General features: G+C 60.1%; 21 protein-coding genes and 1 tRNA gene. 6 read left to right on the top strand and 16 right to left on the bottom strand.

What is annotated here, in order from left to right; translation table 11 throughout:
• The first annotated feature begins 48 nt into the window (after positions 1–48).
• Together OK142_RS12850 and OK142_RS12845 are read left to right on the top strand one after the other, a co-directional pair.
• Positions 49–891 carry an endonuclease/exonuclease/phosphatase family protein gene (locus tag OK142_RS12850; protein WP_498683121.1) on the top strand — a complete coding sequence of 281 codons (843 nt, stop codon included), beginning with the start codon at positions 49–51 and terminating at the stop codon, positions 889–891.
• A gap of 236 nt (positions 892–1,127) precedes the next feature.
• Positions 1,128–1,475, top strand: coding sequence for a hypothetical protein (locus OK142_RS12845; RefSeq protein WP_035241001.1), 348 nt, complete (start codon positions 1,128–1,130; stop codon positions 1,473–1,475).
• 95 nt (positions 1,476–1,570) lie between these two features.
• On the opposite strand, the gene OK142_RS12840 is transcribed toward OK142_RS12845, so the two are convergent.
• The 4 genes from OK142_RS12840 to OK142_RS12825 all read right to left on the bottom strand — a co-directional run bounded on the left by OK142_RS12840 (position 1,571) and on the right by OK142_RS12825 (position 7,438).
• Positions 1,571–1,774 carry a hypothetical protein gene (locus OK142_RS12840; RefSeq protein WP_003491930.1) on the bottom strand — a complete coding sequence of 68 codons (204 nt, stop codon included), beginning with the start codon at positions 1,772–1,774 and terminating at the stop codon, positions 1,571–1,573.
• 292 nt (positions 1,775–2,066) lie between these two features.
• On the bottom strand, positions 2,067–5,261 hold the full coding sequence (locus OK142_RS12835) for an efflux RND transporter permease subunit (RefSeq protein ID WP_498683118.1): 3,195 nt from the start codon (positions 5,259–5,261) through the stop codon (positions 2,067–2,069).
• Between the two features lie 133 nt (positions 5,262–5,394).
• The gene (locus OK142_RS12830) at positions 5,395–6,585 is read right to left on the bottom strand and encodes an efflux RND transporter periplasmic adaptor subunit (RefSeq protein WP_003491925.1); all 1,191 of its coding nucleotides are present in this window, start codon (positions 6,583–6,585) and stop codon (positions 5,395–5,397) included.
• Between the two features lie 55 nt (positions 6,586–6,640).
• Positions 6,641–7,438, bottom strand: coding sequence for an alpha/beta hydrolase fold domain-containing protein (locus OK142_RS12825; protein WP_035241821.1), 798 nt, complete (start codon positions 7,436–7,438; stop codon positions 6,641–6,643).
• Positions 7,439–7,572: 134 nt separating this feature from the next.
• Between OK142_RS12825 and OK142_RS12820 the strand changes: the two genes are divergently transcribed.
• Positions 7,573–8,472, top strand: a complete 900-nt coding sequence (locus OK142_RS12820) for a LysR family transcriptional regulator (RefSeq protein WP_003491921.1) — start codon at positions 7,573–7,575, stop codon at positions 8,470–8,472.
• Between the two features lie 34 nt (positions 8,473–8,506).
• Here the strand turns inward: OK142_RS12820 and OK142_RS12815 are convergent, their stop codons facing one another.
• Positions 8,507–9,406 (bottom strand): LysR family transcriptional regulator, encoded by a 900-nt coding sequence (locus OK142_RS12815; RefSeq protein ID WP_498683114.1) that lies wholly within the window; start codon positions 9,404–9,406, stop codon positions 8,507–8,509.
• A 161-nt stretch (positions 9,407–9,567) separates the two neighbouring features.
• Between OK142_RS12815 and OK142_RS12810 the strand changes: the two genes are divergently transcribed.
• A complete protein-coding gene (locus tag OK142_RS12810) occupies positions 9,568–10,749 on the top strand; it encodes an MFS transporter (RefSeq protein WP_498683113.1) in 1,182 nt (393 codons plus the stop codon).
• 64 nt (positions 10,750–10,813) lie between these two features.
• Positions 10,814–11,647, top strand: coding sequence for an aldo/keto reductase (locus tag OK142_RS12805; RefSeq protein WP_498683111.1), 834 nt, complete (start codon positions 10,814–10,816; stop codon positions 11,645–11,647).
• 141 nt (positions 11,648–11,788) lie between these two features.
• Here OK142_RS12805 and OK142_RS12800 read toward each other — a convergent pair.
• A tRNA-Gly gene (locus tag OK142_RS12800) sits at positions 11,789–11,863 on the bottom strand.
• Positions 11,864–12,245: 382 nt separating this feature from the next.
• On the opposite strand from OK142_RS12800, the gene OK142_RS12795 reads away from it, so the two are divergent.
• Positions 12,246–12,467 carry a hypothetical protein gene (locus OK142_RS12795; protein WP_003522612.1) on the top strand — a complete coding sequence of 74 codons (222 nt, stop codon included), beginning with the start codon at positions 12,246–12,248 and terminating at the stop codon, positions 12,465–12,467.
• A gap of 78 nt (positions 12,468–12,545) precedes the next feature.
• Here OK142_RS12795 and dps read toward each other — a convergent pair whose 3' ends face one another.
• The 10 genes from dps to OK142_RS12745 all read right to left on the bottom strand — a co-directional run bounded on the left by dps (position 12,546) and on the right by OK142_RS12745 (position 22,323).
• The gene (gene dps / locus OK142_RS12790; protein WP_003491909.1) at positions 12,546–13,034 is read right to left on the bottom strand and encodes a DNA starvation/stationary phase protection protein Dps; all 489 of its coding nucleotides are present in this window, start codon (positions 13,032–13,034) and stop codon (positions 12,546–12,548) included.
• A gap of 122 nt (positions 13,035–13,156) precedes the next feature.
• Complete coding sequence (locus OK142_RS12785) at positions 13,157–13,915, bottom strand: iron ABC transporter ATP-binding protein (protein WP_498683109.1); 759 nt, start codon at positions 13,913–13,915, stop codon at positions 13,157–13,159.
• A complete protein-coding gene (locus OK142_RS12780) occupies positions 13,912–14,880 on the bottom strand; it encodes an iron chelate uptake ABC transporter family permease subunit (RefSeq protein WP_498683107.1) in 969 nt (322 codons plus the stop codon). Before OK142_RS12780 ends, OK142_RS12785 begins: the two co-directional genes overlap by 4 nt.
• Positions 14,873–15,838, bottom strand: coding sequence for an ABC transporter permease (locus OK142_RS12775; RefSeq protein WP_003491903.1), 966 nt, complete (start codon positions 15,836–15,838; stop codon positions 14,873–14,875). The genes OK142_RS12780 and OK142_RS12775 overlap by 8 nt, the downstream gene beginning before the upstream one ends.
• A gap of 217 nt (positions 15,839–16,055) precedes the next feature.
• Positions 16,056–16,994 carry a siderophore ABC transporter substrate-binding protein gene (locus tag OK142_RS12770; protein WP_498683104.1) on the bottom strand — a complete coding sequence of 313 codons (939 nt, stop codon included), beginning with the start codon at positions 16,992–16,994 and terminating at the stop codon, positions 16,056–16,058.
• A 360-nt stretch (positions 16,995–17,354) separates the two neighbouring features.
• Positions 17,355–17,612, bottom strand: a complete 258-nt coding sequence (locus OK142_RS12765) for a hypothetical protein (protein WP_137038191.1) — start codon at positions 17,610–17,612, stop codon at positions 17,355–17,357.
• Positions 17,613–17,741: 129 nt separating this feature from the next.
• Positions 17,742–19,259: a tripartite tricarboxylate transporter permease gene (locus tag OK142_RS12760; RefSeq protein WP_003491896.1), complete on the bottom strand. Its 1,518-nt coding sequence runs from the start codon at positions 19,257–19,259 to the stop codon at positions 17,742–17,744.
• Between the two features lie 107 nt (positions 19,260–19,366).
• A complete protein-coding gene (locus OK142_RS12755) occupies positions 19,367–19,861 on the bottom strand; it encodes a tripartite tricarboxylate transporter TctB family protein (protein WP_003491894.1) in 495 nt (164 codons plus the stop codon).
• Positions 19,858–20,802 carry a Bug family tripartite tricarboxylate transporter substrate binding protein gene (locus tag OK142_RS12750; RefSeq protein WP_035228016.1) on the bottom strand — a complete coding sequence of 315 codons (945 nt, stop codon included), beginning with the start codon at positions 20,800–20,802 and terminating at the stop codon, positions 19,858–19,860. The genes OK142_RS12755 and OK142_RS12750 overlap by 4 nt, the downstream gene beginning before the upstream one ends.
• Before the next feature lie 423 nt (positions 20,803–21,225).
• Positions 21,226–22,323, bottom strand: a complete 1,098-nt coding sequence (locus OK142_RS12745) for an ABC transporter substrate-binding protein (RefSeq protein ID WP_498683101.1) — start codon at positions 22,321–22,323, stop codon at positions 21,226–21,228.
• Positions 22,324–22,371: the final 48 nt, after the last annotated feature.

Below are 22,371 nucleotides of genomic sequence, written 5' to 3'. Positions count from 1 at the left end.
GCATATAGGACGCTCTAACCCCTTTTATCTGCGCGGAGACATTGCAGCGTGAAGAAAAACGGTTTGCTCCACAGTAAAACGGCCCTGGCGAAGACCAGCAGCCTGCCGGCCTTCGTCATGCAGTCATTGCGCGACCGCCGTCAACGGCAGAATGCGGAGCAGGCGAAGACAGACCATTCCTTTCCCGTCATCGCTTCCTACAATGTGCATAAATGCGTGGGCCGCGACCGCAAGTTCGATCCGGATCGCACCAGCCGCGTCATTCAGGAAATCGGTGCTGACATCATCGCGCTGCAGGAGGCGGACAGCCGTTTTGGCGAGCGCACGGGCCTGCTCGATCTCGCCCGGCTGGAGCGGGAAAGCGGGCTCATTCCCGTGCCGGTGCAGGCCGGGGTAAAGGCACATGGATGGCACGGCAATGTCGTGTTGTTCAAGGAAGGCGCGGTGAGGGACGTTCATACGCTGAAATTGCCGGGGCTTGAGCCGCGCGGTGCGCTTGTCGTGGAACTGGACCTGAAAAGCGGCGGCACGCTGCGCATCATCGCCGCGCATTTCGGCCTGTTGAGACATTCCCGCGCCCAGCAGGCGAAGGCGCTTATCGGTCTTCTGGACGCGCGCGATGAATGTGCGACCATTCTGATGGGAGACCTGAATGAATGGCGCCTCGGCAACGGTTCGTCGCTCAATACGTTCAGGGACGCTTTCGGCGTCCTGCCACCCGCCGTGCCGAGCTTTCCGTCCAATCTGCCGGTGCTGGCGCTAGACAGGATCATCGCCAATCGCGAGGGGCTGATCGAGCAGGTGGAGGCGCATGACAGCGCGCTGGCGCGCATCGCCTCGGACCACCTGCCGCTGAAGGCTGCAATCCGGACTGACCTGCTTCCGGCCTAGGCCCTGTTGACAAAGTCCTCCGTCGTCGAGAAATATCCGGCCCGTCAAGCGTTCGGAGGGATGCGTTGCCACCGTCTTCAGCAGTTTTCGAGAAGTACCGATCCGCGCTTATATCGCAACCGTTGTCGGCGGTCTGGCGAGGTCATGGCTCAGCGATTTTCTTGGAGTTTGGCCACTTGTCTCCTCGAGTGAAGCGCGATGGGTCTGCCGGAAATCCACGGGGCGACCTCACCGTCATGATCCAGTGGAGTTGGCGAATTGAAAATGAGGACGCTATCCTGTGTGGGAGCTGGAGCGACGAAGAAGGTTGGGAAGCAGTCTTCAAGTCGCTGATCGGCCGCAAAGTTCAAGATGCCTCGATATACGGGCGACTTCCGGAACTCTCGATTGCGTTGACCGGTGGCCTTTATGTAGCGTCGTTCATGACCGCCGAGGGCCAGCCCGAGTGGACCATATTTGATCGTTGCGCCGAGCAGCAGAAATCCAGCTACATCGCAGTTCGCAATGGCCAAATTTATGAAGACTTGGATGCGGAAATGGCTTTCGTCATCGCCGACCCGATTCTAAAATCTCCTGAAGCATGATTCAATACTTCCTTTTAGGAGGATGCTTTGGCTCGTGGAGACCTGACCGATCCAGAGTGGCGCATAATAAGTTCCCGCAATATCAGGTAAAGCGTTCAGAGCCTGTGCGCTGCTGTGAGGTGGCTGCGCGAACGGGCTTCCAACAACGATGTGCGAATGGCCTCCATCAGCCGCTCGCGGTTGTTTCTGGTCTTGCCCCTGTCCAGATTCTGCGCGGAAAGCGCCAGGTCCAGACCTTCATGCATCACTATCGAATAGGCAACGGTTGTTGCCCAGGATTCGTAATCCTGCTCCATCATGTAGCCCCTGAACTAAATCATTTAGTCCGAATCACCCTGTTCTTGGAAATTACCACAAAATACAAAGCATAAAATAGCATTGTTTCTTTTGATGTTCGTCAATGCGGCCGAATATATTAAGCTTCCGGAGCTTCTAGTGAGATACAATGTCCGGATTGTTATCGCTTAAGTATTTGAAACAGATTCTATTTCAGAAAAATCGCATGAACGTTTTGTGTCATGAAAAACGCCGCGCATCGGGGGATGCGCGGCGGGCTTGCGTCGAAGGTTGCGGTGGATGGGAGGTTAGGTTTCAGCCGGCCTTTTCGAGCTTGTAGTCCGAATTGGCCGGTTCTTCCTGCTTGTGCTGGATGAGCGGACGGTTGCCCGCCAGCTTGCGAACCAGCACATAGAATACCGGTGTCATGAAGATGCCGAAGAATGTCACGCCGATCATGCCGGAGAACACCGCGACACCCATGGCGGCGCGCATTTCCGCACCCGCACCGGTGGAGATGACCAGCGGCACCACGCCCATGATGAAGGCGAGCGAGGTCATCAGGATCGGGCGCAGGCGAAGCCGGCTTGCCTCGACCGCTGCCTGAAGCGGCGTTCGTCCCTCGAATTCCAGCTCCCGGGCGAATTCCACGATCAGGATCGCGTTCTTCGCCGAGAGGCCGACAAGGACGACAAGGCCGATCTGCGTAAAGATGTTGTTATCCCCTCCCGTCAGCCAGACGCCGGTCAGGGCTGCCAGCACACCGAGTGGCACGATCAGAATGATCGCGATCGGCAGTGTGAGGCTTTCATATTGCGCAGCCAGGACGAGATAGACCAACAGCAGCGCCAGCGGGAACACGACGATACTGGAGTTGCCAGCCAGAATCTGCTGGTAGGTCAGGTCCGTCCATTCGTAGTCGATGCCGGCGGGCAGGGTTTCGGCAAGGATTTTTTCAATCGCTGCCTGTGCCTGTCCGGAAGAGTAGCCGGGTGCCGGACCGCCGTTTATATCGGCCGCAAGGAAGCCGTTATAACGGTTGGTGCGTTCCGGTCCCGTCGTCGCATCCACCTTCAGCAGCGTCGACAGCGGGATCATCTGACCCGTTGCGGAGCGCACCTTCAGGCGGCCGATATCTTCCGCATGGGCGCGGAACTGCGCGTCTGCCTGCACACGCACGCTGTATGTCCGCCCGAAGGCGTTGAAGTCGTTGACATAGAGCGAACCGAGATAGATCTGCAACGTCTGGAAGACGTCGCTGACGGAAACGCCCAGCTGCTCGGCCTTGGCGCGGTCGAGGTCGGCGAAGAGCTGCGGCACATTGATCTGGAAGCTGGAGAAGATACCCGCCAGCTCCGGTGTCTGATATGCCTTGGCGATCACCGCCTTTGTCGCTTCATCGAGCGTCTGGTAACCGTAACCGGCACGATCCTCGATCTGCAGCTTGAAGCCGCCCGTCTGGCCGAGACCGTTGACCGGCGGCGGCGGGAACATGGCGATGAAGGCATCCTGAATGCCTGCATATTTCTGGTTCAGCTGCATGGCGATGGCGCCGCCCGACAGTTCCGGCGTCTTGCGGTTTTCGAAGTCGTCAAGAACCGCAAAGACGATGCCCGAGTTGGAGCCGATGGTGAAGCCGTTGATCGACAGGCCGGGGAAAGCGATGGCGTGGCTGACGCCCGGCTGTTCAAGGGCGATGTCGCTCATCCGCTTGATGACGCTTTCCGTGCGGTCAAGTGTTGCTCCATCAGGAAGCTGGGCAAAACCGATCAGATACTGCTTGTCCTGCGCCGGCACGAAGCCGCTCGGAACGGTGCTGAACATGCTGTAGGTGGCCGCGACCAGCGCCATATAGACCATCATCACCAGGCTTTTGCGCGTCACCAGACCGCCCACGGTTTTGCCGTAGCCATTGGAGGCGGCCCCGAAGGCGCGGTTGAAGCCACGGAAGAACCAGCCGAAAAGCCGGTCCATGACGCGGGTCAGCCAGTCTTTCGGCGCGCCATGTTCCTTCAGCAGCAGGGCTGCAAGAGCGGGCGACAGCGTCAGTGAGTTGATCGCCGAAATGACGGTGGAGATGGCGATGGTCAGCGCAAACTGCCGGTAGAACTGTCCGGAAAGGCCTGAGATGAAGGCGAGCGGCACGAAGACGGCGACCAGAACCAGCGCAATGGCGATGATCGGGCCGGAGACTTCACGCATCGCCTTGTAGGTGGCGTCACGCGGTGACAGTCCGTTTTCGATGTTTCGCTCGACGTTTTCGACGACCACGATTGCGTCATCCACCACGATACCGATGGCGAGCACGAGCCCGAACAGCGTCAACGCGTTGATGGAGAAACCGAAGGCATACATGACGGCGAAGGTGCCGATGATCGAGACCGGGACGGCGATCAGCGGAATGATCGAGGCGCGCCAGGTTTGCAGGAAGAGGATGACGACAAGCACCACGAGGCCAACGGCCTCGAGGAGTGTGTCAACGACCTTCTCGATGGAGGAGCGTACGAATTTTGTCGTGTCGTAGACGATCTCGTATTTTACGCCATCCGGCATCGCCAGCTGCAGATTGTCCATGGTGGCACGGACATTGTCGGCGATTTCGATGGCGTTGGAGCCCGGGGCCTGCAGCACGGCGACAGCGACGGCGGGTTCGCCGTCGAGCAGCGAGCGCAGCGTATAGTCGGCAGCACCGAGCTCGATGCGGGCGACATCGCGCAGGCGGGTGATTTCACCGTTGGCGCCGCTCTTGACGATGATGTTGCCGAATTCCTCCGGCGTCGTCAGACGGCCCTGGGCATTGACGTTGAGCTGCAGGTCGACGCCGTTCGGGCTTGGGGAAGCGCCGATGACGCCGGCTGCGGCCTGCACGTTCTGCTGGCGGATGGCGTCCGAGACGTCGCTGGCGGCGAGATCATGCTCGGCAACCTTCTGCGGATCGAGCCAGACGCGCATGGAATAGTCACCCGCGCCGAAGACCTGAACCTGGCCGACGCCTTCGATACGGGCGAGCCGGTCCTTGACGTTCAGCGTTGCATAGTTGCGCAGATAGGTGATGTCATAGGCATCTGTCTTCGAGACGAGGTTGACGACCATGATGAAGTCGGGCGAGCTTTTGACGGTGGTGATGCCGAGTGCGCGCACTTCCGCCGGCAGGCGCGGTTCGGCCTGCGACACGCGGTTCTGCACCAGCTGCTGCGCCTTGTCGGGGTCGGTGCCGAGCTTGAAGGTGACGGTCAGCGTCAGCACGCCGTCGGACGTCGCCTGGCTGCCCATATAGAGCATGTCCTCGACGCCGTTGATCTGTTCCTCAAGCGGCGTGGCGACGGTTTCGGCGATAACGGCCGGGTTCGCGCCGGGATAGGTGGCGCGGACGACGACGGATGGCGGAACGACTTCCGGATATTCGGAAATCGGTAGGGCGCGCATGCCAAGAAGGCCCGCCACCACGATCAGGATCGATAGAACGCCGGCGAATACCGGCCTATCGACAAAAAATCTGGAAATATTCATATCCAGTCCCTCTCCGGGTATATTTTGGAATGCAAAGGCCGTTCCGGCGGCTTTTCTGCCGCCGGTGAAGGCCGGTTCTGTCTGAAGGGGCGTCTCGCGAAAGCGCGGGACGCTTACTGATCAAAGAGGAGGGTTACTGCGAAGCAGCAACCTTGTCTTCCGCTTGTGGTGCGATGGTCGCACCGGGACGAATGCGCTGCAGGCCGTTGACAACAATCGTATCACCGGCGGCAAGGCCGCTATCGATGATGCGCTGGCCATCGGCCGGTGCGCCCGGCTTGATCTGGCGGTAGCTCACCTTGTTTTCGGCATCGACCACGAAGACGAACCGCTTGTCCTGATCCGTGCCAATGGCGCGGTCGCTGATGACGATGCGGTTTTCCGGCTTCGGTTCACCCATGCGAACCCGAACGAACTGGCCGGGAATGAGCCTGCCATCAGGGTTCTCGAAGACGGCGCGCACACCGATGGTGCCGCTTGCCGAATCCACCTGGTTGTCGATGAGATGCAGCGTGCCCTTGATCGGCGTGCCTTCATCCGAAAGCGTGCCGATTTCCACCGGGATCTGTTCCAGAGCGGGCAGGGCGTCGGTCGTCTTCGGCAGTTCGGACAGCGCCTTCGCAACCGTTCCTTCGCTGGCGTTGAAGCTGGCATAGATCGGGTTGACCGAAACCAGCGTCGTCAGGGCAGGCGATGTCGAGCCGGCGGCAACAAGGTTGCCGGCGGTGATCTCGATCCTGCCGACCTTGCCGGAAACCGGCGCGATGATCTCGGTATAACCGAGATCAAGCTGGGCCGTCGTCAGTGCGGCGCGGGCAGCGCGAAGCTGGGCTTCGGCATCCGCAAACGAGCTTTGCCGCTGGTCGAGATCGCTCTGGGAGATCGTGCGATTGTCGGAAAGCCTGCGGCCGCGGTCGAGTTCCGTCTTGGCAAGGCTGACCTTGGCCTCGGCGGAGGCGACCTGGGCTTCAGCGCCCAAAACCGCGGCCTGATAGGGGGCCGGATCGATGGTGAAAAGGGCGTCGCCTTCCTTCACCAGCGCGCCTTCGCGGAAATGCACGGCCTTGATCTGGCCTGCAACGCGGGAGCGGATCTGCACCCGGTCAACGGCTTCGAGACGGCCGGAAAACTCTTCCCAGCGCATCACATCGCGGCTTTCCACCTTGGCGACGGTAACAGGGATTGCGGGCGTTTCGGCAGGCGTGGAGGCAGCCGTCGCATCGCGGCTGGCGGGGAGGTCGAAAATGAGTGCTGCGGCTGCAACGGACATAGCAAGTCCGATACCGGCGCCCGTCAGGGCCCGGCGCTTTGTGGTCAGCGTCATGGGTTTCTCCTTGGCTCCGATCAGGAGCCGATCAGTTTCTCAATAAATGCTGTATTCAGTGTTTTATCTGGTCAACGAAGGTCTTGAACTCCGAACAGACGGATGAGACCCATCCGCCGCCCTCTCCTTGATAAAGCCCCGTCCAGCCGATGCCGGCGGGAAAAACATGCTGCCGGACGCTGACACCGGAGGCGATGAGCCTGTCGGCATAACCGACCGTTTCGTCGCGCAGAGGGTCGTCCTCGGCGGTAAAGATCAGCGCCGGCGCCACCCGGTTCAGCCGCGTGCACTGGCAGGGCGCGGCATAGGGGTGGAAAAACCCGCAGGCCTTGGCAAGGTAATGGCTCCAGCCATCCGCCCAGCGCTGGCGCATGCCGATCCTGTCCGCGTCGCGGAAGGATTCCGTCGTCATCATCGGGTCGATCATGGGCGACAGAAGTATTTGACCGGCAAGCTTGCCCGGCATGCGGTCCCGGGCCTTGAGCGCAAGTCCCGCCGCCACATTGCCGCCTGCCTCTTCACCGGCCACGAACAGCAGCGATTTCGCGCCGCCATAATGCTTGCGGTCCCGGCTCAGATGATCGAGCGCTTCGAACGCGCAATCCATCGCCATCGGAAACTCGTTGCCGGACGGCTTGCTATAGTCAGCCTCGACAACGATCGCGCCGCTCTCCGCCAGGGCTCTTGCTACCGGAAGCTCCGGGCAATTGCCGCCCTTTTCAAGAAACGAACCGCCACGCAAATAAAGGATCACGGGTGGGTGGCTGCAGAGGCCCGCACTTTCATATCGGCGCACGGAAAGCTCTGATGTGGAGCCCCCACAGCGTTCGATATTTTCCCAGTGCGCTTTCATCTGATCCGGTCCCGTGCACCGCCATCGGCAGCTCACCATATTTGCAAAATCTAGAATTCATATTATTGTTCGGGAGAAAACGATCAAGTACGTCAAAATGAAAACACTATTCCAAATAAACGGATAATAGCACCATGGATCAGCTTTCTGCCATGCGGGTCTTCACACGTGTCGTCGAAACCGGCAATTTCAGCCGTGCCGCGACAGCGCTGAACATGCCCAAAACCACCGTCACCAACATGGTGCAGGCGCTTGAGGCGCATTTGCAGACGACGCTTCTCAACCGCACTACGCGACGGGTCATGCTGACAACGGACGGCGCTCTCTATTATGAGCGGGCCTCGCAGATTTTGTCGGAAATCGAAGAACTGGATGGCAGCATGTCCAGCGCGCAGGTGCAGCCGTCAGGCCGGTTGCGCGTGGAAATGGCCGGTGTCTTCGCGGACCTCGTGGTTATCCCACATCTTTGCGAATTTTACCAGCGCTATCCACAAATCCGTCTCGATCTGGGCGTCGGCGACCGGCTGGTCGATTATATCGCGGAGAATGTCGATTGCGCGCTCCGCGTCGGCGTGCTGCGCGATCAGTCGCTGATTGCCCGAAAAGTCGGCGAGTTGAGATTCGAGACCTTCGCCGCCCCTTTCTATATCGAAAACTTCGGCATGCCGGAAAAACCGGAGGATCTGGAGAACGGCCACTATTGCGTGGGTTACCTCAACGCCACCACAGGCCAGATCATGCCGGCCTCCTTCGACAACGGCGTTCGCAGCGTCGAACTGACCCCGAACTATGTGGTGTCAGTCAATGACAGCCGCACCTATCTCAACGCCGCACTTGCCGGCATGGGCATCATACAGCTTCCCGTCTTCATGGTGAAGGATGCGCTGGCAAAGGGGGAGCTGGTGCCGGTTCTACCGGAATGGCGGCGCGAGCCCATGCCTATTTATGTCGTTTATCCGCAGACCCGGCATGTGACCAACAAGGTCCGCGTTTTTGTCGACTGGCTGGCCAAGCTGGTTCATGGCCTGGTTTGAGGTTCCCTTACCGGCAGGCCGCCATTTATGCCAGTCATCTCCCCACCCTCGCAGCGACAAAATCGATGAAGGCGCGAACGCGCGCTGCAAGATGTTCATGGCCGGCATAAACGGCGTGGATCACCTCCATCTCCTCGGCATTATAATCCTCCAGCACAGGCACGAGCAAACCGGCCTCGATGTCCGGTTCGATGTGAAATTCTCCGACCCTTCCGAGCCCGAGGCCTGTCAGGCAGAGCCTTCGCATCGCCATGCCGCTGTTGACCGAGACGTTACCGGTGATGGGGAGGCGGTACACCTCCGTCGAGCCAGGATCGCGGAAGGGCCATTCGTTGAGGCTGCGGCTGAAATTGAAGCTGAAGCAGTTGTGGTGCATCAAATCCTGCGGCGTTTCCGGCATGCCGTGTTTTTCGACATAGGCGGGGGAGGCGACGATGACCCGGCGGACTTCCTTCAGCTTTCGCGCCTTAAGGGACGAATCTCCCATGCTACCGGAGCGGATGGCGATATCGGTGCGCTCCTCGATCAGGCTGATGACGCCGTCGGTCAGCGAGATATCCAGCTCGATTTCCGGATAAAGTGACAGGAATTCTGGCGCGAGCGGCAGGAGGTAGCGTTCGCCGAAACCGAGCGTGGCGTTGATGCGCAGCAGGCCGCGCGGCATCACCTTGCCGCCGCTCGCCACGATCTGCTCTGTCTCGGCTATGTCAGCAAGAATGCGCCGTGCTCGGGAAAGATAGATTTCTCCCTCGGGTGTCAGCGTCACAAGCCGGGTGGAGCGAGCGAGAAGGCGGGTGCCGAGACGGTCTTCGATGCGGGTGACGAGTTTGCTCACTGCCGAGGGGGAGAGCTTCAGCCTGCGTCCGGCGGCGGAAAAACTGCCGAGTTCGGCTGCCGCCACGAAGACTTCCATTTCTCCGGCCCGATTGTCCATCGCCGCACCACCTGTGAAACTAATTCAAAGGCCTTTATCCGATCTTGCCGATTATCATGCAAGTCCTCGTCCCCCATATTGCGCTCATACATTTGATTCAACCGAACAGCGCCTGCTGTTAGAACGCCCGTGATCGATATCGGGGCGAAGAGGTATTCGTCATGCCATTGGCCATATTTGCCTTGACGATCGCGGCTTACGCGATCGGGACCACGGAGTTCGTCATCGTCGGCCTTTTGCCGACGGTCGCCAACGATCTTCATATCACCCTGCCGCTTGCCGGCCTCATCGTCAGCGTTTATGCGCTCGGCGTTACTTTCGGCGCACCGATCCTGACCGCGCTTACCGGCAAGATAGAGCGAAAGCCGCTGCTGCTCGGCCTCATGGCCCTGTTTATCGTCGGGAACACCGCCGCGGCGCTGTCGCCGAGCTATGAGACGCTTCTCGTTGCGCGGGTGCTTGCCGCCTTCGCTCATGGCGTTTTCTTCTCTGTTGGTGCGACGATCGCTGCCGACCTCGTGCCGGAAAACCGCCGTGGCTCGGCGATTGCCATGATGTTCATGGGGTTGACCGTCGCCATCGTCACCGGCGTGCCTATCGGCACCTATATCGGTCAGATCTTTGGCTGGCGCGCCACCTTCTGGGCCGTTGCCGCTCTCGGTGTTGTCGCTTTTGCCGGCATCGCGTCCCTGTTGCCTTCGACGCTGAAGAAAGCACCGCCTGCAAGCCTCCTCGATCAGGTCCGCGTGCTCGGTTCCGGTCGTCTGCTGATCGTCTTTGCCATGACTGCGCTCGGTTACGGCGGTACCTTCGTCGCCTTCACCTTCCTGGCGCCGATCCTTCAGGACGTCACCGGCTTCTCCGAAAAGAGTGTCAGCCTGATCCTTGTGCTCTACGGCATCGCCATCGCTGCCGGTAACATCGGTGGCGGCAAGATCGCCAACAGCAACCCGGTCAGGGCGTTGATCGGCCTCTTCCTGGCGCAGGCCATCGTCCTTCTGGTGTTTTCGTTCACCGCCGTCTCGCCGGTCCTGACCCTGATTACGCTGGTGGCGCTCGGCTTCCTGTCCTTCGCCAATGTTCCCGGCCTGCAGCTCTATGTCGTGCAGCTGGCCAAAGAACATCGTCCCGGCGCCGTTGATGTCGCCTCCGCGCTCAACATCGCCGCCTTCAACCTCGGCATCGCCATTGGCGCATGGCTTGGTGGTCTGGTGGTGGAATCGCCGATGGGTCTTGTCGCAACCCCATGGGTCGGCGCCATCCTCGTCGCCGTCGCCCTGCTCCTCACCCTCTGGAGCAGCGCCCTCGACCGCCGCGCCGCGCTCACGCTGAAAACGGCTTAAGCTTTTCACACCAATTCCCGGCCATTCCCAAGGCTGGCCGGGGCAAACTCACAGGAGAAAATATATGTTTGATGTCACCGCGAACGGCGCTTCGATTCCGGCGCTCGGCTTCGGCACCTTCCGCATTCCCGGTCCCGATGTTCTGCGGATCGTTCCGCATGCGTTGAAAGCCGGCTTTCGCCATATCGATACCGCGCAGATTTACGGCAACGAGGCCGAAGTCGGCGAAGCCATCGCCGGTTCCGGCGTGGCGCGAGGCGAGATTTTCCTGACCACCAAGGTCTGGGTGGAAAACTACAAGCATGACGCCTTTCTCGCTTCTGTCGACGAGAGCCTTAGGAAGCTGAAGACCGATTATGTTGATCTGCTGCTGCTGCACTGGCCGAGCGACGCGGTTTCGCTTGCCGAACAGATCGGCGCGCTGAACGACGTCCGCGACGCGGGCAAGGTGCGCCATATCGGTGTTTCCAATTTCAATACGACGCTGATGACCGAAGCGGTCAGTCTGTCAAAAGCGCCGATCGTCACCAACCAGATCGAATATCACCCCTATATCGACCAGGACGTGGTGATCGCAGCGGCCAAGGCCGCCGGCATGTCGGTCACGGGTTATTACGGCATGGCCGACGGCAAGGTTTTTGCCGATCCGGTGCTGAAGGATATTGCGGCAAGCCGGGGCAAGTCGGTGGCGCAGGTGGTGCTGCGCTGGCTGATGCAGCAGCAGGGTGTTGTCGCTCTTTCGAAAACAGTCAGCGAAGCGCGCGTCGATGAAAACCGCGCGATCTTCGACTTCACCCTGTCGGCCGATGACATGGCGGCGATCCGCGCTCTTGCAAAGCCGGACGGTCGCATCGTTTCGCCCGATGGGCTTGCACCCGTCTGGGACGAGGTCGCCTGATCATGACGGGCCGGGAGGGCAAACCTCCCGGTCTGGTGTTTTCGCGGGGGGACTGCGGCACATTACGAGACAGGAAACGCGCCAAATCGCAATGCATCAGCCATGGCGATGGCTGTCGACGATTTGCTTGATCTGGAAAACTGGAGCGGGCGAAGGGATTTGAACCCTCGACCCCAACCTTGGCAAGGTTGTGCTCTACCCCTGAGCTACACCCGCTCAAAAACCGCTGGTCCGGGGTAGTTCGCTGGACTGCGGGCCGCCGAAGCGGCGACGGGTGCTATATCGCTCAATCGTTTTTGGAATGCAACAGTTTCTTTGTGGTTTCGGCGGAAATTCGTTTGTCGCTCGCTCTTCTTCAATCGACGTGACCGAAGTTGATGAAGAGGCCGGGAGTCACCGTGAAGCCATTGTTAGAATTGGCGTTTGCGGGATCGCCGCTGGCGATTGCCCGCTGTGTAACGGAAAAAATCACCTATTTACATTTGGTTAAAATCTGATTCGACAAGTGATTCGTTCGGGTGTACAAATTGCCTGTCCACAAGAAAATCGAACGATATTTGGAACGATACTTGGCATATCATCATCGGGAGGATGAGCCTTGTCGTACGCAGCTTTTGAACGGGTTGGCGCACAATTGTCGCCAGAGCAGATCACCGATCTGCAGACTATTTTCGATGGCGTATGTTTCGAATGCTTTCAAGACCGCAGCAGCCATGTTGCCAATGAGTGCGCGGCGGTTTTGATCCGTAGCGCCCAGCGCGGCATTCTTGACCATGAGATGTTGCGCGATATCGGTCTTGCGGTTTTACGTCGGCATTGATTGCGCCATATTACAATAAAAAAGCGCCCGAGCATCTCGGGCGCTTTCGTGTGTGTTGTGGCGAGAGCCGCTTCCGGCTCAGCTCTTTTCCTGAACATGGGCTTCGAGGAACCACAGCGACTTGTCGAGATCGCGCGAGGCGGCGGTGAAGATGTCAGCCGTCGTCGGGTCGCCGGCCTCGTCGGAATCGTCGATCGCCTTGCGGATCATGTTCGCCACGTCGCCATAGCGGGCGATCAATTCGTCGAGATGGTCGTGGATCTTGTAGATATCGGTCGGATAGGCCTTGAGCTTCGTCGTCGAGGAGACGGATTGCAGGCTGCCGAGCGCCGTGCCGCCAAGCTGGACCACACGTTCGGCGATGGTGTCACCGTGATTGTCGAGCTGGGCGCGGAAGGTGTCGAGAAGTTCGTGGACGGCAATGAATTGCGGACCCTTCAGGTTCCAGTGGGCCTGTTTGGTCACCAGCGCAAGGTCGATCACCGAAGCCAGCGATTCGTTCAGAATGCCGATTACGGTCGACTTGGCGTTTGAAGGCAGGTCGTTCTTCGTCTTGTGCGTCTTCATCGATGTCTCCTGAAGTTGCGGACGGAATGCCGCTTTGGAAAAGTCCGTCGTTTAACGTCCGGGCCCTTGGCCCTGTTCCATGTTAGGCAATGCGACAGTAAAAATCCTGCGCAATCATCATGTCATTCATAAAACAGGCAGATGCGTCGGCCGTCGATTTCGTTGACGCGGATTGGCATGTCGTAGATGTCCTTGAGGATATCCGGCCGGATGATCTCTTCCGAAGGCCCCTGATGGCAGATACGGCCCTCACGCATGGCGATGATGGTGTCGGAATACCAGGAGGCGAAGTTGATGTCGTGCAGCACCAGAACCACGGTCTTCTTCAATTCGTCGGCGGCGCGGCGCATGATCTTCATCATGCCGGAGGCGTGTTTCATGTCCAGATTGTTGAGCGGCTCGTCGAGAAGCACGTAATCCGTATCCTGACACAGTACCATGGCCACGAAGGCGCGCTGGCGCTGGCCGCCGGAAAGCTCGTCCAGAAAACGGCCGGCAAGGTTTTCGAGATGGAGATAGTCCAGCGCCCGGTCGATATGGACCTTGTCCTCGATGGTGGGGCGGCCCTTGGAATAGGGGTAACGTCCAAAACCCACGAGATCACGCACCGTCAGGCGCGAGGAGATGTGGTTGTCTTGCCTGAGGATCGAGAGCCGCTTTGCCAGCGTGTCCGAAGGGGTTTTGGTCACATCCAGCCCATCCACCGTCACGGTTCCCGCATCCATGGACATCAGCCGCGCCACGATGGAGAGCAGCGTGGATTTTCCTGCGCCATTAGGCCCGATGATGGAGGTGACGCCGCCTGCCGGAATAGAGACGGTGACGCCATCGACTACAACCGTGTCGCCATAGGATTTGCTGATCTGACTGGCGATGATCATCGCGCACCCCGTTTGAGAATGAGACCGATAAAGACGATTCCGCCCAGGAATTCGATGATGATGGACAGTGCCGTATCGAAGGCGAATATCCGCTCCAGAACCACCTGACCGCCGACGAGGCAGATGATGGCGATGAGGATCGCCGCCGGCAGCACATAGGCATGTTTGCCGTTGCCGGTGAGATAATGGGCAAGGGCCGCGACCAGCAGTCCGAAGAACATGACAGGGCCGACGAGTGCGGTGGAGACGGCGACGAGCACGGAGACCAGCACGAGGATGATGGTGACCGTGCGTTTATATTCGATGCCGAGGCTGATGGCCGTTGCCCGGCCGAGTGAAAGGACGTCGAGCGTGTGCAGGAGCCGCAAGCCGATGACCGTCACCATGCCGATGATGATGACTGAAACCGTCAGGAGTGTCGGATCGATGGAATTGAAGCTGGCGAACAGCACATCCTGCAGCACCGTATATTCATTGGGGTCGAGCACGCGCTGCATGAAGCCGGAAAGGCTGCGGAAGAACACGCCGAAGACGATGCCGACCAGCACCAGAAGATGCAGGCTGCGTTCGGCGCCGATGAAAAGCCAGCGGTAGAGCAGGGCGGAGAAGCCGACGAGCAGCGCGGTCTCAGCAAGGAACTTCAGCTGCGGATCGATCATGACAACGGTTGCGGAGCCGAAGACGAAAATCAGCCCGGTCTGCATCAGCACGTAGAGTGAATCGAAACCCATGACCGACGGGGTGAGGATGCGGTTGTTGGTGACTGTCTGGAACAGCACCGTGGAAACGGCGATGGCATAGGCCACCAGCAGAAGCGACAGAAGCTTGATGCCGCGAAACGGCAGCACGAAGCTCCAGCTTCCCTTTGCGCCGAGTGTCATGAAGGCGGCCATGGAGATGAGCGCCAGCGCCAGAAGCGCCAGCAGCACGATTTTGGCGCGCCTTTCGGGATGTCTCTCATGCATGGTGGCGTTTCCGCAGCAGGAGATAGAGGAACAATGCGCTGCCGATGACGCCGACTACGGTTCCGATCGGTATCTCGTAGGGCGCGCGCACGGTTCTACCGAGGATGTCGCAGGAGAGGACAAAGACCGCGCCCAGCGTCGCCACCCAGGGGACGGAGCGGCGCATATTGTCGCCGATCATCAGGCTGACGACATTCGGTACGATCAGCCCGAGAAAGGGGATCATGCCGACGGTCACGACGACGACGGCGCTGACCAGCGAGACGATGGTGAGGCCGAGCGCCATGACCCGGCGATAGTTGAGGCCGAGATTGGTGGTGAAATCGCGTCCCATGCCGGCCACGGTGAAACGGTCGGCGGCAAGATAGGCGGCGATGGCGAAAACGAAACCGATCCACAGCAATTCATAGCGGCCGCGCAGCACGCCTGAAAAATCCCCCGTCATCCACGCGCCGAGCGATTGTAAGAGATCGAAACGATAGGCGAAGAAGGTGGTGATGGCGGAAATAACGCCGCCCAGCATGATACCGATCAACGGCACCAGAAGCACGTCGCGCAGCGGCACCTGCCTCAGGATACGCAGGAAGAGCGCCGTTCCGGCGAGCGCGAAAGCGGCGGCCACCAGCATCTTGCCGAAGATGGGCGTTTCCGGCGCAAGGAGCGTGACGGTGAGCAGGCCGAGGCCGGCGGATTCGGTGGTGCCTGCCGTCGAAGGTTCCACGAAGCGGTTGCGCACCAGCATCTGCATGATGAGACCGGCAATCGCCATCGAGCTTCCCGCCAGTATGAGCGCCAAAGTGCGCGGAATGCGGCTGACGAGGAGCACGCGCAGCGCATCCGCACTCGTATCCGGTGAAAACAGCGTGCCGAGCGAAACGTTGCTCACGCCCACGAACAGGCTGACGATGGCGAGCGTCAAAGCCAGAAGAAGGGCAAGGATGAGAGACAGGGATTTCACGTTGGTGGTTTTTCGAAAATGGCAGAGATTTTCAGCGATCTTGCAGCTTGCCGAGAGAACGCCAAACTTTCCACTGTCATCCTCGGGCTTGACCCGAGGATCCACAGCCTGTTGCTAGCGATAGATCCTCGGGTCAAGCCCGAGGATGACGCCGCGCGTGGAGCAGCCTGCGAGCGCGCGTGTAAGCAGCTTTTCACAAGCTGACGCCCTGCAGCCTTTACGACTTCTTCTCGGAGACGGCCTTGTAGACCTGATCGAGCAGGGTGGTGAGCGCCGTATAGCCGCTGCTGACGATATAGGCCGCCTGCGGGTCGAGATAGACGATCTGCTTCTTCTTCCAGGCGTTGGTCTGGTGGACCAGTTCGTTGTCCAGCACCTGTGCGGCGGCCTTGCCGGGGTCCGTCGCGCGGCCGACGCCGGCGTCACGGTCGATCACGAAAAGCCATTCGGGATTGACCTCGGCCAGATATTCGAAGGACACGACGTCGCCACGGTCGAAGCGGTCGTCGATATCGGCAGCGACCGGCTTGAAGCCGATTTCGGTGTGCAGCCAGCCCGTGCGCGAGCTTGGGCCATAAACGCCGACCTTGCCGGCATTGGTAAGCAGGATCATCGCCGTGCCGGAATTCGGCGCGATGGCCTTCAGTTTCTCAACTTTTTCATCGATGACGGCGTCGAGCTTCTTTGCCTCTTCCTGCTTGCCGAAAATATCGCCGAGCTTGGTGATGTTGCCTTTGACGCTGCCGATGAATTTCTTGGAATCGATCGACATGTCGATGGCAGGCGTGATCTTCGCAACGTCAGGATATTTCGCCCGCGAACGGCCGCCGACGATGACAAGATCGGCTTCCGCCGCATTGATCGCTTCGTAATCGGGTTCGAACAGCGTGCCGACCTTCAGATATTTGCCATCGGCATATTTCTGCAGATAGGTCGGCAGGTTGGAGCTGACCACACCTGTGGGCTCGACGCCGAGCGCATCGAGATTGTCGAGCGAGGGAATATCCAGAACCAGAACCTTCTTCGGCGCCGCCTTCAGCACGGTTTCGCCCTGCGCGTGCTTGATCGTCATTTCTTCGGCACTTGCCGTCATCGCGCCGAGGCTGAAGGCCGCTGCCGCCAGCAGCCGAACGGGGAAGGTGAAGTTGATGGCCACGGATATGTCCCTTGCAATATGGTTCTGAGCCGGCGGAAGTGCTCCCGCCGGGTTAACTTGATGTTCGCTATCAGCTTTATTGGCAAGGTATGCGGAAATCAAAATTATGTTTTAGAACGGTTCTGAATTGCCGTGAGCGGGAAAGGGGGAGCCGCGCGTAGCAAGACTCGTTGTGATCGCCGGACGTAGGACGCAGCCTAGCCACGACATCCGTCATGCCGGACTTGATCCGGCATCCAGCCGACGCGCGTCTGCGCGGCGATGAGGGTTCTTTCAGCCCAAGGACTTGGGCTGGCTGGATGCCGGATCAAGTCCGGCATGACGGGGTCTCAATAGCAGCAACAGGTAAGCAGGTTCCCCTCACTCCGGTGGCCAGTCACCGACGATTTCGCGTCTCTCCAGTTTCAGGGAGCGGTCCGGTTGCACGCGGTAGGTTTCGATCGCCAGCCGGCCGTCGCCCATGACGAATTCATTGCTGAGCGTGCTGCCGATGGGGGATTTGGTCAGTTTGGTGCGCGGCTGCCCGCCATAGGTGATGCTGCCGGGAATGGGTTCGACATCGGGGGCGGTGGTGCAGCCGGTAAGCACCAGAACCATCATGATCGCGATTGTGCGCATGTTTTTCTCCTGCGTTTGGGCGTGAATAATATCACGGCCGCGCCTGCGCCACACATCCCGTTGGCGTGAATAAAAAAAGCCCCGCATCCGAAGATACGGGGCCAGTTGCCTTGGGAGGCTCTTGGTTTCTCAGTCCTCGTTGGCGGCAAGCTGCGTCAGCACCTCGCCACGGCCGCGGATACGCATGATGAGCGGAATGATGAAGGCGGCTGCCGCGACAGCGAACAGGCCGACGGCGATCGGTGAGGTGAACAGCACCGTCGGATCACCCTGGCCGATGGCCAGTGCGCGGCGAAGCTGCTGTTCCGCAAGCGGGCCGAGGATCAGGCCGACGACCGCAGGCGCAATCGGATAACCGAAGATGCGCATGACATAGCCGAGGATACCGAAGGCGAGCAGCATGCCGAGTTCGAATACCGACGGGTTGGCGCCAATGGTGCCGAGCGTCGCGAACAGCAGAATACCCGCATAAAGCCAGGGCTTCGGAATGGTCAGCAGCTTCACCCACAGGCCGACGAGCGGCAGGTTCAGAACCAGCAGCATCAGGTTTGCGATGAACAGGCTGGCGATCAGGCCCCAGACGAGCTGCGGATTGGTGGCGAACAGCAGCGGGCCGGGCTGCAGGCCGAACTGCTGGAAACCGGCGAGCATGATGGCGGCGGTCGCCGTCGTCGGCAGGCCGAGCGTCAGGAGCGGCACGAGCGTACCGGCGGCGGACGCATTATTGGCCGCTTCCGGACCGGCAACGCCTTCAATGGCGCCATGGCCGAATTCTTCCGGATATTTGGTCAGCTTCTTTTCAGTGGCATAGGACAGGAAGGTGCCGATTTCAGCGCCGCCCGCCGGCATGGCGCCGATAGGGAAGCCGATCAGGGTGCCGCGCAGCCAGGCTTTCCAGGAACGCGCCCAGTCCTGCGCACTCATCCAGACCGAACCCTTGACGGCTTCGACCTTGTCGTCGCCAGTCTGGCCCTGCGCGACAATGAAGAGCGTTTCGCCGATGGCGAACATGGCGACCGCAAGCGTCGTCACTTCGACGCCGTCGAGCAGGTCGGGAATGCCGAAGCTCATGCGCGTCTGGCCGGTCAGCTGGTCGATGCCGACGATGGCGAGCGCAAAGCCGATGAACAGCGAGGTGAGACCGCGCAGCGCCGAATCCCCGAAGGCGGAGGAAACGGTGACGAAAGCCAGCACCATCAGCGCGAAATATTCGCGCGGGCCGAAAACCAGCGCCAGCTTGACGATAAAGGGCGCAACGAAGGCCAGCGCGATGGTGGCGATGAGGCCGGCGACGAAGGAGCCGATGGCGGCGGTGGCCAGCGCCGGGCCGCCTCTGCCCTTGCGGGCCATCTTGTTGCCTTCGAGCGCTGTGACGATCGAGGCGCTTTCGCCCGGCGTGTTGAGCAGGATCGAAGTGGTCGAGCCGCCATACATGCCGCCATAATAGATGCCGGCGAACATGATCAGCGAACCGGCGGGATCGAGCCGGTAGGTGACGGGCAGAAGCAGCGCCACGGTCAGCGCAGGGCCGATGCCGGGCAGAACGCCGACGGCGGTGCCGAGCGTGACGCCGATCAGCGCATAGAGCAGGTTCATGGGTTGGGCGGCAACCTCAAGACCGTGCAGCAGGAATTCAAAGGTACTCATGGACAGATGTCCCCCAAGTGGACCCGATGGGCGGGCGGAACGGCTGGCATTCGCGTCATCGCGCGCCTGCGGTTTCCTGTGATCTCGAATTTTGGTCGGAATGGCTGTTAGAAGAGCAGCCGTTCCAGAGGCCCGGCGGGCAGCGAAAGCTGCAGCAGCCGCGCGAAGATGAACCAGATGAAGAAGCTCAGGGCGATGCCGATGGGGATCGAATACCAGAGCTTGCGTTTGCCGAAGGCGCGCGCCGTGAAGGCGAAGAGCAGGCCGGTGGCGATGGAGAAACCGGCAATGTTCAGCAGCAGCATCTGTGCGGCAAGGCCGGCGACGACCCAGATAACCGGGGCGATTTCCTGTTTGTCGCGTTCGGGAAAATCACCGCGCCAGGCTTCGATGGCTGTCCACAGCGCCAGGCCGATAAGACAGAAGCCGATAGCGTAAGGCACCGTTGCCGGGCCGACCGGCGAATAACCGGTGACGCTTGCGAGACGCGCGCTGTCCCAGAAGATCACCGAGGCGATGATGACGAGGAAGATGGCGATCGCCAGCGCCGCCCAGTCAGGGCGGCGCTTTTGATGCTGCGAAGGGTTGGAACCCTGGCTCATTTTACCAGTCCGATGTCTTTGAGGATGGCGGCGGTGGCGTCGGTATCCTTGGCGAGCTGCGCCTTGAATTCGTCACCGGCGAGATAGGTGTCCATCCAGCTCTTGGTCTTCAGGGTTTCCTGCCACTTGGCGGACTTCACCAGCTTTTCGATGTCGGCATTGACGGCCTTTTCCTGCTCCGGCGTCAGGCCGGGAGGAGCGGCGACCATGCGCCAGTTCTGGACGACGACATCAAGGCCGCTTTCCTTCAGCGTCGGCGCATCAACGCCTTCCAGCTTCTCTTCGCTGGAAACCGCGAGCAGGCGCAGCGTGCCAGCCTTTACCTGGCTTTCGAATTCGCCGTAGCTCGAAATACCGGCAGTCACCTGCGAGCCGAGGATCGAGGCAAGCGCTTCGCCGCCGCCGGAATAGGCGATGTAGTTGATCTTGGTCGGGTCGACGCCGGCCGCCTTGGCGATCAGGCCAACGGCGATATGGTCGGTGCCGCCAGCAGAGCCGCCGCCCCAGGAAACGCTGCCCGGGTCCTTCTTGAGCTGGTCGACGAGGTCGCCGATGGTCTTCAGCGGCGAGGATGCCGGAACGACGATGGCTTCATATTCGCCGGTCAGACGGGCGATCGGCGTTACTTCCTTAAGCGTGACGGGCGCGTTGTTGGTGAGGATCGCGCCGACCATGACGTAACCGCCGACGATGAGGGCGTTCGGGTTGCCCTTCTGCTGGCTGGCGAATTGTGCAAGACCGATGGTGCCGCCGGCGCCCGGTACGTTCTGCACCTGAACGCTCTTGGAAATGCCTTCTTCCTGCAGCACGCTCTGCAGGGAACGCGCGGTCTGGTCCCAGCCGCCGCCGGGATTGGCCGGCGCGATGATGGTGTAATCCGCTGCAACCGCCGGAAGAGCGATCACGCCCGCCAGAAATGTGCCGATAAGAAAATGCTTCACTTGGAAAACCCTCCTCAGGATGCCCTTTTGGGCGTCGTTTTTCGTTTATGCGGGGGGCTTTAGGGCGCATCTATCCGGCGCTGCAATCACAGCGCGGGGCCTTGGCGATCGTCCCAGATTTCCTCCCGCATCTTCTTCCGCCTCCACGGAATGAAGAAGGATTACAGAGCATCATAAAAAGCTGTCATCTAACTGACGCTACGCAAGTCCTTGCGCATTTACTCTCTATTAATTTGTGTCAGGCGTCTACTGTGGCGTGTGGGACAGCGCTTTTAAAGCTTGCCGCTCCCTCATCCCTGTGCCCGTCACAGGGATCCAGCCGACGCGCGTCTGCGCGGCGAATAGAGTCCTTTCAGCCCAAAGACTTGGGCTGACTGGATTCCTGTGACAAGCACAGGAATGAGGGTTGGTGGGCGCTTTGCCCTACTGCGACCGCAATGCCTCGTTCCAGCGCTCGATCAGGCGGCTGCGCTTGACCTGATCCAGATAGACCATCAGGCCGGGGCTGACAGGGACCGGGCGCAGTTGCGCACCGTGGATGGCCTGCATGGTGTTGGCAGTGTTTTCGCCCGCCACTTCCGGGCTGACGGCGGGGATCTGCAACTGCCGGGCCATGATCGTTTGGCCCTCCTTCGACATGAAGAATTCCAGATAACGGCGGCCGAGCGCTGGGTTGGCGGCGGCTTCCGGCACCAGACCGATGCGCGACATGACGACGGTATAGTCTTTCGGCAGCACGATGCCGACATCGGGGTGGCGCGAGGCCCAGTCCGCCGCATAGGAGCCGAGAATATTGTAGCCCAGCACGAAACGGCCATCGGAAACACGTTCCAGAATGGCCGAGGAGGTGGAATAGACCTTCACGCCCGCCGCGCCCATGGCCTTGATGACGCTCCATATATCGCCGAACTGTTCCTGATCCCGCGACATGAACAGGAAGCCGACGCCGGAGCGCTCGATGTCGTATGTGGCGATGCGGCCATGTACTTCCTTGGCGTGGCGTTCCAGATAATCAACGAATTCCGCGCGGGTGGCGGGCGGTTTTTCGGTGGTGAAGCTCGGCTTGTGATAAACGAAGACTGCGGGTTCGAAGGTCAGCGCATAGGCGGTATTGCGCCAGTTGGCCCAGGCGGGCCAGCGGGCACTCATGGCGAGGTCAGAACGCTGGGCATAACCGTCATTGCTTAGCTTCACCTGCAGATCCATGGCGGATGAAAAGGCGAAATCGGCGGTCTTCTTGCCGGCATCGGTTTCCTTCACGATGCGGTCGTAAATCTCGCCCGTCAGCATATCCTCATAATGGACGGCGATATCGGGATTGGCCTTCTGGAAACCCTCGATCATCGGCGTCGCCAGTGGTTCGTCCAGCGAGGAATAGACCACCAGCGTCTCGGCATCCGCCTTGCCGGAGGGTGCCGGAAAGATGGCGACTTGCGCAAGGGCGGGCGAGGCCATGCAAAGACAGAGACAGAGGAGAAGGCAGATACGCATGGAAAAGATCATGCAGCAGGCGCTGGCCATTCACAAGCGGTAAGGGTCTGGTTAAACTTGGCAATGCTGTGGGAGGGA

The organism is Agrobacterium sp. BT-220-3, from assembly GCF_025910175.1.
Lineage (GTDB): Bacteria > Pseudomonadota > Alphaproteobacteria > Rhizobiales > Rhizobiaceae > Agrobacterium > Agrobacterium oryzihabitans.
The sequence above is the reverse complement of the archived record's forward strand: the minus strand, read 5'-3'. Positions and strand labels throughout refer to the sequence as shown.